This window comes from Microbispora triticiradicis (assembly GCF_005864065.1).
In the GTDB taxonomy this organism is placed as follows: domain Bacteria; phylum Actinomycetota; class Actinomycetes; order Streptosporangiales; family Streptosporangiaceae; genus Microbispora; species Microbispora triticiradicis.
On record NZ_VANP01000004.1, the window covers coordinates 228205 to 240768 of the forward strand.

11 protein-coding genes are annotated in these 12564 nt (G+C 71.7%); 3 read left to right on the plus strand and 8 right to left on the minus strand.

What is annotated here, in order from left to right:
* The first annotated feature begins 127 nt into the window (after positions 1-127).
* The gene (locus tag FED44_RS12420; protein ID WP_138460734.1) at positions 128-1324 is read left to right on the plus strand and encodes an SGNH/GDSL hydrolase family protein; all 1197 of its coding nucleotides are present in this window, start codon (positions 128-130) and stop codon (positions 1322-1324) included.
* Between the two features lie 22 nt (positions 1325-1346).
* On the opposite strand, the gene FED44_RS12425 is transcribed toward FED44_RS12420, so the two are convergent.
* The 4 genes from FED44_RS12425 to FED44_RS12440 all read right to left on the minus strand — a co-directional run bounded on the left by FED44_RS12425 (position 1347) and on the right by FED44_RS12440 (position 6166).
* Positions 1347-1799: a VOC family protein gene (locus FED44_RS12425; protein ID WP_111699679.1), complete on the minus strand. Its 453-nt coding sequence runs from the start codon at positions 1797-1799 to the stop codon at positions 1347-1349.
* Between the two features lie 169 nt (positions 1800-1968).
* Positions 1969-2451, minus strand: a complete 483-nt coding sequence (locus FED44_RS12430; protein ID WP_138460735.1) for a hypothetical protein — start codon at positions 2449-2451, stop codon at positions 1969-1971.
* Positions 2448-2984, minus strand: coding sequence for an RNA polymerase sigma factor (locus tag FED44_RS12435; RefSeq protein ID WP_138460736.1), 537 nt, complete (start codon positions 2982-2984; stop codon positions 2448-2450). Before FED44_RS12435 ends, FED44_RS12430 begins: the two co-directional genes overlap by 4 nt.
* Positions 2985-3235: 251 nt before the next feature.
* The gene (locus FED44_RS12440; protein WP_138460737.1) at positions 3236-6166 is read right to left on the minus strand and encodes a hypothetical protein; all 2931 of its coding nucleotides are present in this window, start codon (positions 6164-6166) and stop codon (positions 3236-3238) included.
* Between the two features lie 312 nt (positions 6167-6478).
* On the opposite strand from FED44_RS12440, the gene FED44_RS12445 reads away from it, so the two are divergent.
* Positions 6479-8251 (plus strand): AfsR/SARP family transcriptional regulator, encoded by a 1773-nt coding sequence (locus FED44_RS12445; RefSeq protein ID WP_167521457.1) that lies wholly within the window; start codon positions 6479-6481, stop codon positions 8249-8251.
* 84 nt (positions 8252-8335) lie between these two features.
* Here the strand turns inward: FED44_RS12445 and FED44_RS12450 are convergent, their stop codons facing one another.
* The 4 genes from FED44_RS12450 to FED44_RS12465 form a co-directional block, all read right to left on the minus strand.
* Complete coding sequence (locus FED44_RS12450) at positions 8336-8515, minus strand: hypothetical protein (protein ID WP_111699684.1); 180 nt, start codon at positions 8513-8515, stop codon at positions 8336-8338.
* 107 nt (positions 8516-8622) lie between these two features.
* The gene (locus FED44_RS12455) at positions 8623-9093 is read right to left on the minus strand and encodes a S26 family signal peptidase (RefSeq protein ID WP_138460739.1); all 471 of its coding nucleotides are present in this window, start codon (positions 9091-9093) and stop codon (positions 8623-8625) included.
* Positions 9090-10970: an ABC transporter ATP-binding protein gene (locus FED44_RS12460; RefSeq protein WP_244301865.1), complete on the minus strand. Its 1881-nt coding sequence runs from the start codon at positions 10968-10970 to the stop codon at positions 9090-9092. Before FED44_RS12460 ends, FED44_RS12455 begins: the two co-directional genes overlap by 4 nt.
* Positions 10967-11509, minus strand: coding sequence for a thioredoxin domain-containing protein (locus FED44_RS12465; protein WP_138460740.1), 543 nt, complete (start codon positions 11507-11509; stop codon positions 10967-10969). Before FED44_RS12465 ends, FED44_RS12460 begins: the two co-directional genes overlap by 4 nt.
* A gap of 327 nt (positions 11510-11836) precedes the next feature.
* On the opposite strand from FED44_RS12465, the gene FED44_RS12470 reads away from it, so the two are divergent.
* The gene (locus FED44_RS12470) at positions 11837-12421 is read left to right on the plus strand and encodes a dihydrofolate reductase family protein (RefSeq protein ID WP_111699690.1); all 585 of its coding nucleotides are present in this window, start codon (positions 11837-11839) and stop codon (positions 12419-12421) included.
* The last annotated feature ends 143 nt before the right edge of the window (positions 12422-12564 follow it).

The window sequence follows — 12564 nt, forward strand, 5'->3', positions numbered from 1 at the left end:
ACGCCAAAAGAAGGACAGCCGTGTCAGCGTGACGTCAGCTCGATGCCGGCGCGTGTCAGCGCCATATTCGCCCCGTGTCAGTGACCCGCCTCAGTCTTGGGATCCCGACGAACAACGGAGACGACACATGACCGAGACGACCAACGCCGGCAGCTGGGTCAGGAGCTGGGGCGCCTCGCCCCAGGCGGCACACGACGGGCTCGGCTCGCTGGATGGCCACCTGCCCCTCGCGGACGTGACCCTGCGCCAGGTGGTGCGCATCAGCGGCGGCGGGAGCCGGGTGCGCGTCCGCTTCACCAACGAGTTCGGGACCGCGCCCCTCGACATCGGCGCGGCGCGGGTGGGCCTTGCGGCGCCCGGCGGCGGGGTTCGGCCGGGCAGCGAGCGCGTGCTGACCTTCTCCGGCGCGCCGCGCGTCACCGTCCCTGCGGGCGCGCCGGTCCTCAGCGATCCGGTCGACATCTCCCTGCCCGCCCTGGCCAAGCTGTCCATCAGCCTCCATCTGCCGGGGCGTGTGGAGACCTGCACCTGCCACGACCCCGCCCTGGAGACCGGCTGGACGATCCCGGGCGACGCCGTCGCCGCCCTCACGCTGCCGGAGAACGCCGAGGTTCTGCCGGTGCGGGCGCTGATCTCCGCCGTCGAGCTGTTCCCTGACGGCCCGGCCAAGACCATCGTCGTGGTGGGCGACTCCCGCACCGACGGCGCCGGTTCGACACCGGACACCAACCACAGCTGGCCGGAGCTACTGGCCGTGCGGCTCATCGAGGGGGGCGTGGCCGCCGGCTACGTCTCCAACCAGGGCATCAGCGGAAACCGGATGCTCAACGACGGCATCGGCGCCGCCACACTGGCCCGCTTCGACCGTGACGTGCTGGCGACGCCCGGCCTCGGCTACGTGGTGCTCTCCGTCGGCGCCAACGACATCGCCATCTCCTTCGCCCCCCGGGACGACGGACCCCTGGCCGGTTTCCTGAAGATGTTCCCCGGCGCGCCGGTGACGACGGACGACGTCATCGCGGGTTACCGCTGGCTGATCGCCAGGGCGCGCGAACGCGGCGTGCGGGTCTACGCCACCACCATCGCGCCCTACGAGGGCGCGGAGGTCTTCACACCGGAGGGCGAGAGCGCACGCCGGACGGTCAACGACTGGATCCGGACCGGCGGCGCCTTCGACGCCGTGCTGGACTTCGACGCCGTCTGGCGTGATCCGGACCACCCCGGCCGTATCCGTGCGGACTTCCACTGCGGCGACCATGTGCACGGCAGCGACGCGGGCTACCAGGCCTTGGCCGACTCCGTGGACCTGTCGCTGTTCGACTAAGCAGGCGGCGGGCAGGCGCGGCCTACGTGGCGCAGAACTCGTTGCCCTCCGGGTCGAGCATGATCCACCAGTGACCGGCGGGTCCCTTGTCCACCTCGCGGACGCGGGTCGCGCCGAGGCCTTCCAGGCGCGCCACCAGGGCGTCGAGACCACCGGGCTCACCGTGCACGTCGATGTGCAGGCGGTTCTTGCCGGTCTTCCCCTCGGGCACGTCCTGGAAGAGCAGGCGCCGCCCGAGGCCGACGCCGCTGGTTGCGTCGAAGGGATCGTCGGGGTGGCGGATCGCGGCGTAACCGCGGAAGATCGTGCGGCCGTCGTGCTCGGCGACCGCCTCCTCCGGGAGGTGGCCGGCGGCCAGCAGCCGCCCGACGAGCACGCTGGGATCCTCCACCTCGTAGCCCAGCGCCGCGGCCCAGAAGTCCGCGAGCACGGGCGCGTTCACACTGTCGACGACCAGCTTCCAGCTCAATACCATGTAACTGGTTATAGTGGTTACACCGGCGCGGGCGCAACTCGCGATCCGGCGGCGAGTCAGGCCAGCAACGTGATCACACCGGCCAGCAACATCGCGGCGATGAGTACCGTCACCACGAGGAGGGCTATCGTGCCGAGCCGGCGGCGGATGAATTTCGGGTTGTGGGCCATCACCGCTCCTCCCTGCCGGTCAGCTCGTGCTTGCGGCGCAGCAGCGCCGCCCGCCGGGCCTGTGCGCGCACCACCAGCGCCAGGGCGACCGCGACGAACACGCCCCCGGCTGCCGACGGAAGTCCCACGCCGGCGCCGCGCTGCACGGCCACAACGGTCACGACCGCCGTGGTGGCCAGCGAGGCGACCAGGCCGATCCAGGCGGCGATCACCTGGTCGGTGGCGAACAACGGAATCCGGCGTGTCAGCAGCCATCCGCCGTAGGCGGCCCAGGCCAGGCAGAACACGGTGAGCAACGCGAACGCCAGATGTGTGCGGCCGGGCAGCGGGCCGGGCTCCGTCCACCACAAGGTGCCCATGAACACCGCGCCGGTGACGCCGGCCAGCAGTGCCGCCACCGCCCGGATCCGGGTTCTCAGCGACAGCACCGGCGACAGCCGGTCGATCATGTCCTGCGCCGACAGGCGTGGCTCTTCGGTCATGGCCTGTATCCCTTCTCCTTCAGGTGCCCACGCAGCAGACGACGGGCCCGGCTGAGCCGGGACTTCACCGTTCCGGCCGGGATCTGGCAGATGTCCGCGCATTCCTCCACCGGCAGGTCCTCCAGGTAGAACAGGACGAGAATCTCCCGCTCCAGCAGCGGCAGATCTGCCAGTACGCTCACCAGCGCTGCGCGATCCACCAGGGCCTCAGCCGGGTCTTCGGCGCCCGCTTCGCCCACCAGGTCGCCGAATGCGGACGTTTCCTCGACCAGGGCGTACTCGCCGCGCAGCCGGTCGGTGACCGACCGCCGGGCGATCGTGAACAGCCACGGCGCGAACCGGCCCGGCTCCCTGAGGCGGGGCAGGCCGCGGACCACGGCCAGCCAGACCTCCTGCGCCACGTCGTCGGCCCGCTCGGCATCCAGCATGCGCCGTACGTACGTCCATACCGGCATCCGCCATCGAGCCACCAGCTGGGCCAGCGCCGCGCGCTCGCCCAGCTGAGCGCGAGTAACCAGCAGCTCATCGGTCATCTCGTCCTCCCGTCATCTTGCACAGTCGGGCGAGAAGCCAAGAAGGTTCACGATCCCCGGATCTCTCCGGGAGGAAGGCGTGACTGGTTCTTAGATGATCAGCGATCGCAGGCCGGACACGACCTGGGCAGCCGGTCTCCGGTGCGGACGCTTCGTGTCCGGGCGCCACTGCGGTCTGTTCGTGGCGCCCGGATCGCGACGGCCTCTCAGGTCGCCGGAAGGGCCCTGCTCAGGCCTTGCTCGGGCCCTGCTCAGACCTTGTTCTTCCGGGTCACGATCGCGCGGAGCTGCTTCGCCTCCTCAGACTCGCCGATCGTGTCGAGCCTGAGGACCGGGGTGAGGGACTTGATCCGCGAGGCGGGCAGGACCACCGCCGCGCGGCACAACGACGCGAGGGCGACGGGGTTGGTGCCGAGGTCCTTCGCCTTGAAGGTGAGCAGTGCGTCGGCGAGATACCGCTGGGTCTCGATCGTCACGCGGCTAACGGGACGCACGAAGAACTCGAGGAGCAGCGGCATTACGGCGCCCTTCCCCGGGACGTTCTGCAGGGCGAAGGCGCAGTAGGACGCCACGATGTTGTCCCGGTACTCCGCGATGCCGGGGTCCTGGTCGTTCCTGACACCGCCCAGCACCTCCAGATGCTCCTTCACCACGTCGATCGTGAGCGCGCCGAGATCGACCTTCGTGCCGCCCGGCTTCTTCGCGCCGGGGGGCGTGCTGCGCGCCAGGTGGCCGAACGCGTAGAAGTACTCGACCATCGTCGCCTTCGACTCGTGGCCGGTGTTGATGCGCACGTACTTGCCCTCGACGCCGCCGGCGCTCGGGATCTCGCCGACGTAGGAGGTCCGCAGGAAGGAGAAGCTGTCGCGCCTGTCGATCTGGAGCTTGTTGAACAGCTTGTCGACGTCGCCGGTGGGAGTCGTGCGCAGGATCAGGGGGATGCCGTCAACGTACGTGGTTCCCTGGGTGAGGTCCCCACTGTCGATCGGCCAGCAGAACTCGTCCACGAACTTGGCGTTCCTGGCGGCGCTGCGCACCAGCGCCAGCTCGTCGCGGTGCCCGTGTTTGAGCATGTGCACCACGAGCTGCCCCTCGTCGTGCCGGACGAGATCGAGGTCGATGTCCTGCAGCAGCGCCTCGGCCCGCGCGTACGCGGACCCGGAGTTTCCCTTCGCCGACAGCATCGTGAGATTGCCGGCGGCCACCTTGCCGGTGCCCATCGAGGCGTACTTCTGGAAGCTCTTGCACAGGAAGATCTCCAGCTTGCCGGCGGCGACGGCGTCCTTCAGGCCGTCGAGCAGGATGTCGATCTGGGTCTTGCCGGCCGTCTCGGGCGCGATCTCGATGGTGGTGTCGATGATCAGCGCGAACGGCGCGTCGCCCTTCTTGTGCGTCTCCAGGCTTCGCCGCACGTCGTCCACGAGCTTGGCCGGCGACGGCGCGAAGGCGGGCGTGCTCGGGTTCAGCGCCGCCACCAGGACGTCCTTGTGCGGGGTCGCCTTCTCGCCCTTCTTGAGCTTGCCGAGCAGGAACGCGGTCTCGTAGTAGTCGATCGCCTCGGTGGACCGCGAGACCTCCTCGTGGTCCCGCCACGACAGCGCGATGTACAGCGCGGTCGCGAGCGCGTCCATGCCGCTCGTCATGAGGTAGCTGTCGATCTGGATGTCCCCGGCCGCCTTCGCGAAGTCCTTGGCCCGCTCCAGCAGGATGTCCCGCATCGTCGTCCGGTAGTCGGTGCCCGTGTAGTACTGGGCCACGGCGACGACGATGGCGATCTCGTCCATCATCAGGTCGGCCGCGCGCATCGCCACCGTGGGGTTCGCCTCGTTCTCCACGACGATGTCGATGAGCCGGCTCAGCGAGCCGAGGGCGTTGGCGGTCAGCGCGTCGAAGCGCTTCGGGCCGAGCGCGTCGGTGAGGCCCAGCACGAGGTGCTCGACCATCGCGCAAACCGGCGCGATCTCGCTCTTCCCCCGCGCGATCTCCTGCAGCCGGGAGAACCGGCTGGAGGTGATGAGCCTGACGAGATCGGCCCGCGTGTCGACCTCGAAGTTGGACGTGGGCGGGGTCTTTCCCGTGTCCATGAGCTCGTAGAGCTGGTAGGCCGACGGCGTCGCGCCGAGCTCGTACAGGATCTTGTCCCACTCGATCTTGGTGTACGCGCCGGTGCCGCTCAGCACGCTGACGCCCGTCCTTCCGACGAGCGGTGTGATCGTGAGATTCTCCAGCACCTCGGGGCCGAGCACGATCTGCAGCTTGTTGAGCACGCGGGGGCTGTTGACCAGGACGTCACTGCCCGACTTCCCGACCTTCGTGAGCTTCTGGACGAGTTCGTCGAGGGCGCCGCCCTTGCCCGACTCCCCGCTTCCCCGCAGCTTCTTCAGGAACTCGTCCAGGGTGTCGCGGAAGTTCGTGCGCCAGTAGCTGGCCGCGAGCTCGTTCTGGGTGGACAGGCCCGTGAGCGAGCTGCGCTGGCTCTTCGCCGCGCGGAACCCGATCTGCTCGACGAGGTGCTGCTGCGTCGTCCCCTTCGTGATGTCTTCGAGCTCGCCACGGCGCTCCTTCGAGTACGCCGCCTTGCCGCTGATGGAGTCGACGAGCCTCGCCACCGCCCGGAGGTGTCCCATCGACGAGGCGTCGCTCTCGTCCTCGACACGCTGGGCGAGCTCGACCAGGTCGACGGTGACCTTGTCCTTGCCCTTGCCCCCCGCGGCCAGGTCGAGCGCGTCGAGCATCTCCAGGTGGAGGGTCTTCGAGATCTCCTCGGGGGTCTTCGAGGTCTTCTCGGCGAGTTTCTCGGTGAGGGTCTTGGGTGTCTCCGGCTTCAGGAGGTCGAGGCTGTGGCGCACGTCGGCGTGCTGCGGCGTGGGCTTCTCCTTCGGCTTCTCCAGCGCCGGGTGGGCGAGCCGGACCGCGGCGGTCGCCTTCAGGAAGCCCCGGGCGAGGTCGCCGGTGAGCCGCCTGACGATGAACTCGGACATCGTGCTGCGCTCCTGCGCCGAACGCTGGGCCAGCGTCTCGGCGATGAGCCTCACGGACGCGAGCGCGTTGTCCGGGCTGGGGTCCTTCTCCAGCTCCTGGGCGACCGCCCTGGCCGTGGTGTCGTCGGGCAGCGCGACGAACGCCTTCCAGCTCTTGGGTAACGCCGCATCTGCCGAAGACTCGCTCGACATGATCGACATGATTTCCTCCTGGTGATCCCCGTACGCGGGGACGGGCGGACGACGGCGGCGGCGACGCCCCCGATGCTGGCCCTTGGAACGGTCCGAGTCAATGGGTGATCCACCGCGCCCGGCGCCGCCCGAGCGTGCTGTCCGGATCGTTGTCCGGAACTGTTCCGTACACCCGCGGCCCTTGTGAGCGGCAGGCCAGGGCGGTGATCTTGTTGAGGTTCTCCTCACCCATTCCTCGCGAAACGCCACGGGAGGTCTCCTCGTGCACCGAGCACGCCGTTCGACCCGCACGTGCACCCCATCCGGCCGCGGGAGGGCGGGGTGAACCTCCGCTTCGGGTTGCTCGGCCCGGTTGAGCTGCACCGAAACGGCAGGCCGGTCCCGCTCGGCACGCCCAAACAGCGGGCCCTGCTGACCGCGCTGCTGCTGGAACCCAACCGGGTCGTGTCGATCGACCGGCTCGTCACGGCCGTGTGGGACGCCGAGCCGCCCCGCTTCGCGGTCGCCAACGTCCGCACGTACGTCAACCGCCTGCGCGGCACGATCGGCGACGGCGACCGGTTGACGGCGCGCCAGCCCGGCTACGTCCTCGCCGTGCGGGACGGCGAGCTGGACGTGACCGAGTTCGCCGACGCCCTGCGGCAGGGCAGGCGGTCGCTGTCCGCGGGCCGGCCGGACGCGGCGCTGCGGCAGCTGTCCACGGCCCTCACGCGGTGGCGGGGCGCCCCCGCCGAGGACGTGCCCCGTTCGGCGGCGCTCGGCCCGCGCCTGGACGCCCTCACCGAGCAGCGCTGCCTCGCCCTGGAGGCGCTGGCCGAAGCCCGCCTCATGCTGGGCGAGCACGCCGACGCGGTGGCGGAGCTGCGGGAGACAGTGGCCGCCCATCCCACCAGGGAACGGCTGTGGGGCGCCCTCATGCTCGCGTTGTACCGCACCGGCGACGCCGCCGCCGCGCTCGCCGCCTACGGGCAGGCCCGGGCGTTCCTGGCGGAGGAACTGGGCGTCGAGCCCGGTCCCGAACTGGCCGGGCTGCACCGGGGCATACTCAACCGCGACCCCGCGCTCCGCGCCGATCCGCAGGCACCCGCCACGGCGGCGGTCACGGCGGCGATCACGGCGACGGTCCCGGCGCCGGGACGCCTGGTGGGCCGGGAGCGGGAGCTCAAGGAGGTCGTGGCCGCGATCGGCGCAGGCCCTCCGCGGCCCGTCGCCGTACACGGCCCGGCGGGGGTCGGCAAGTCGGCCCTGGCCCGGCACGCCGTCCGCACGGCGGCGCCCGGCTTCCCGGGCGGCGTGCACCACGTCGATCTGCGCTCCCTCCCCCGGCCCGGCCCTTACGAGACGCTGGCGCGGCTGCTGGGACGGCTGGGCCTGGCCGACGACGAGATCGCCGCGGACCTCGATGACGCGCTGCACCAGCTCAGGACCGCCACCGCCGCGAGGCGCGCACTGGTCCTCCTCGACAACGTGACCGGAGAGGAGCAGGTGCGCCCCCTGCTCGCCGGCTGCCCGGACTGCCGGTTCGTCGTCACCAGCAGGAGGATGCTCGCGGCGCTCGACGACGTCGAGCACCTGCCGCTCGCCCCCCTGGCCGACGACGCGGCGTACGACCTGCTGACCCGGCTGTGCGGGCGGGACCGGGTCGACCGCGCGCAGGCGGGAAGGGTGGCCCGGCTCTGCGACAACCTGCCGCTCGCGCTGGAGATCGCGGGCAAGCGCCTCGCCGCCAGGAGGGAGTGGACACCGGAGGCGTTCGCCGACATGCTGGCGGGCGAGGAGCACCGGCTCGACCTGCTGACCTGCGGCGACCTTTCCGTGCGGGCCGCCATCGACCTCGACTACCAGGCCCTGCGGCGGTCCGGGGGGACGGCCGGCGACGGAGCGCTGGCCCTGTTCCACCGCCTCGGCGAGCGCGGCCTGGCCGACTGCGGGCCGGCGGCCGCGGCCGGGCTCCTCGGGAGCGATCGGCGTACGGCGTCGGCGGCGCTCGGCAGGCTGGCCGATCTCCGCCTGATGGAGCCGCTGGCCCCCGGCCACTACCGGATGAACGGCCTCACCCGCCTGTACGCCAGGGAGATCGCCCCGACCACGTGACAACGGCGGCGGGGCGCCCCCGCCCCCGCATTCGAGGGGCGCTCCACCGTGGTCGTCCGGATGCGCTCGGTCAGATGCGTTCGGTCAGCAGGTGTACTGCCAGGGGGTGCAGGAACGGCCGCCGGGAATCTCCGATCCGGTGCAGCAGTACCTGCGGACGCAGGTCCCCGAGTACTCGTACCAGCAGTTGATCGCCTCGGCGCGGGTGGCCGGGACCAGCCGGGCGACCATCCGGTCGGCCAGCCGCTGAATCGTCCGCGTCATCTCGTCTCCTCCTTGCGAAAGGACCTCTTGTCCACCGACGTTAGGAGCGGCCTCGATCACCGAGATACCACTCCGATACACGCGCGCTTGTACGACCGGCACGCGACTCACGCGTTCAGCCGCCGGAGCACGACACCCGTGATCCTGCTCTCGGGGAGGAGGCCCCACTGCCGGGAGTCGGTGCTCCGCGCCGGGTTGTCGCCGAGGACGAGCAGCCGCCCCGGCGGCACACACGCCTCTCCCGGTGTCTCGCGCAGGGCCTCCAACCCCGGAGGGATCGGGTCCCCCGCCACGGCTGCGGCCCGTTTGATCACCGAATTCGTGCCGCCGTCGAGCGTGACGCCCTTCCCCGGGCCCACGCGGGCGATGACGACCACGTCCCCCCGCCGGACGCGCGGGCCGGCCCGGCCGGGCCGCAGGTTCCGTACGAGGACCCGGTCGCCGGGCCGCAGGCCGGGCCGCATGCTCTCCCCGTGGACCTCGACGACGCGCAGGGTCCGTCTGAGCGCCAGCACCGCCCCGGCTGCGAGCACGGCCGCGAACGCCGCCGCGGACAGGACGAGCGGGACCGGTGTCATCTCGCCTCCGAGAGCCGCCGGCCCGGGGTGTCGGCGTCCGGGTCGTCCCGCTGCCGGTATCCCTCCGCCTGCAGGGCGAACAGCTGGGCGTAGATCCCGCCGTGCGCCAGCAGCGTGGCGTGTGTGCCCCGCTCGGCGACCTGACCGCCGTCGAGGACCACGATGCGGTCCGCGTCGCGTACGGCGCCGAGCCGATGGCTGATCAGCACGCTGGTGCGGCCCCGGCGGTGCTCCCGCAGTCCCTGGTGGATCTCGTGCTCCGCCTCCGCGTCGAGCCCCGAGCTGGGCTCGTCCAGGATCAGCAGATCCCGCTCACCCCGCAGGTAGGCGCGGGCCAGGGCGAGCCGCTGCCACTGCCCGCCCGACAGGTGGACGCCCACCGCCCCGCCGTCCTCGGCGGAGCCGGCTGGATCGGCTGGATCGGCGGGATCGGCGAAGATGCGCGACAGTATGGTGTCGTACCCCCGGGGCAGGCCGCTCACGGTGCCGTGCGCGCCCGCCCGCCGCGCCGCCGCCTCGATCCTTCCCCGGTCACCCATCGCGGCGAGATCGCCCAGGCCGATGTTCTCGGCCGCGGTCATGTCGTACTCCATGTAGTCCTGGAACACCGCCCCGATGCGGGCGCGCAGCTCCGCCGGGTCGATCTCCCTGAGGTCCACGCCGTCCCACAGGACAGCGCCGCGTTCGGGGTCGTACATCCGGCACAGGAGCTTGACCATCGTGCTCTTGCCCGCGCCGTTCCTGCCGACGAGCGCCACCGAGGCGCCGTACGGGATGGTCAGGCTGACGCCGCGCAGGGCCCAGGGGTGGCCGGGCGAGTAGCGGAACCACACGTCGCGCAGTTCGATCCCGCGGCGCGGCGGCCCCGCCCGCCGGGGATGGTCCGGGACCGGGAGGTCCGGCCCGGCGTCGAGGACGGCGAGATAGTGGCCGAACAGCAGCACCTGCTGATGCGCCGAGACCAGTTCGAGGACGAGGCCGCCGACCGCCGCCTGCACCCCGGCGACGGCGGCGACGAAAAGCGCCACGTCGCCGGCCCCGCCCGTGCCGTTCACCGCGTCGAGCAGAACCCACAGCAGGCCGCCTCCGGCCGCCAGCGCGGCGATGGTCCCGGTGGCGGCCTGGACGCGCAGCTCCCGCCGGTCGGTACGGCTCCGCTCGGCGTTCGCGGCCCGCCGCTGGGCGTGCAGCAGCCCGCGCAGGTGCCCCCCGACGCCGAAGAGCCTGAGCTCCTTGGCGGCCCGGACGTCGACGAGGAGCTGTCCGAAGAAGAACTCGCGGCGCTCGGCCGGGCCGATGCCCCACAGCATGGCGGCGCGCCGTCGCGACAGCCACAGCTCCGCGGCCAGGGACGGCGCGGCCGCCGCGATCACGAGAACCGCCGTCCACGGGTTGATCGTCACGAGGGAGACGAGGAAGGCGGCGCCGGTCAGGACCGTCCTGGCCGCGCCCAGCGCGGCGGAGACCAGCATGCCGGGGGTCGCCCCGCCGTACTGCTGGGCCATCCGGATCCGGTCGAGGAAGGCGGGGTCCTCGAACCTGGCCAGGCCGGTGAACCGCTCGACGGCCTGGAAGAGGCGGTCCTGGGCGACGAGGCCGACCCTGCGCCCGCTCTCGTCCCTGACGTACTGGACGACCTGCGGCCCGAGCGCGGCCAGCAGCCCGCACCCGGCGAGCGCGGCGCCCAGCGCCGCCGTCACCCCGGGCCGGGGGTGGCCGCCGCCGATCTCGTTGAGGACCAGCTTGGTGCACCAGGCGATCGTCACCGGCAGGGCGGCCATGACCGCGGTGAGGGCGGCGAAGGCAAGGGTCAGGCCCCTGCTCGCCCGCCAGGCCAGGCCGGCGGCGGCGACCACCGCCCGCGCCGGCGCCGTCACGCGGATGCGGGAAGCACGTCGAGGTCGGCCAGCGTGCTCCCGCTGGCGAGAACCCTGCCGTGCTCGTCGAGCAGGGCGAGCGACGGGAAGCCCTGGACCCGCAGCGCCTTCGTCACGCCGGTGCCGTACTCCTCGACCAGCACCAGGGCGACGGGCTCCAGCGCCCGCCGCTGGGCCGCCACCTCCTCCTCCGTCCCGACGAGCACGGCCAGCACGCTGCCGCGCCCTCCGGGGAAGGACCGCGCGCGTTCGGCGAACTGCGGCAGGCGGTCCCCGCAGGCGGGGCAGTCGGGTGAGAAGACGCCGACGAGGGCCGGCTCGGTCAGCGTCTCGGCGGAGACGAGCACGCCGTCGGTGCTCACGGCGGAGAAGGCGCCGATCGTCGCTCCAGGCGGGAGCACGATCGGCGGGGACACCCCCGGCCGCGCCGCGAGCATCTCCTCGTGCGTACGCAGCCTGCGGATCACCCCGACCGTCAGCACCAGGTCGATCAGGCACAGGACGCCGACGCCGAGGACGAGCGCGCTGAGGAACGGCATGGGGACTACCTCCGTGAGGGCCTGTTCGTGAAGAGATGGGCGACCTCGCCCATCGCCGGCAGCAGGACGGCCGCCGCCCCGGCCGTCAGGGCGTCCTCATCCCCGGTCGGGCGGGCGGGTCGTCACCACGCTAGGAACGGCCCCGGCCGGCGGGGTACACGACGGCTACACGCGGCGGTGTATCCGGTCGGTGCTGCTCGAACCCGCCGAGTACGCGTGCTGAGTCCAGAAGGCGAGGACCACCTGCGGACGCGGATCCCGCACCGATGAGTTTTCCGGGCCGGGCCCGTCTGTAGGTGTGAGATCGACTCACGGGAGGCTGGCACGATGCGGAAACTGATCTTCGGCATGAACGTGACCCTGGACGGCTACATCGCCGCGACCGGCGACGACATCGGCTGGGGTGGAGGGGAGGGACCGGACTCGTCGCCGAGCGACGAGCTGTTCCAGTGGTGGTACGAGCAGATGCGGGCGAGCGATCTGTCGCTGTACGGGCGCAAGCTGTGGGAGACGATGAGTTCCCACTGGCCGACCGGCGACCAGCAGCCCGACGCCACCCCGGCGGAGATCGAGTTCGCGCGGCTCTGGCGGGACATGCCGAAGGTGGTGTTCTCATCGACGATCGACAAGGTCGACTGGAACACCCGCCTGGTCACCGGCGACGCGGTCGCCGAGATCGCCCGGCTCAGGGCCGAGGACGGCGGCCCGATGGACATCGGCGGCGCGACGCTCGCCGGGGCGGCCATGCGGGCCGGGCTGATCGACGAGTACGCGCTGGTCACCGTACCGGTCCTGGTGGGCGGCGGCACGCCGTTCTTCACCGCGCTGGACAGCTGGGTGAACCTGAATCTGGTCGAGACGCGGACATTCCCCGGCGGCGTGGTGCTGACCCGATACGAGACGAGGCGATGAGCACGGGCCAGACGCTCGGCTCGCAGGGCCAGGTCGAGATCCTTCCTGGCGTGCTCACCGCCTCGTTGATCGTGACGATGTCCCCCGGGGCATGAAGACGCCCCGCCGGCGACGCCGGCGGGGCGGTGGTGTTCGCGTTGCCA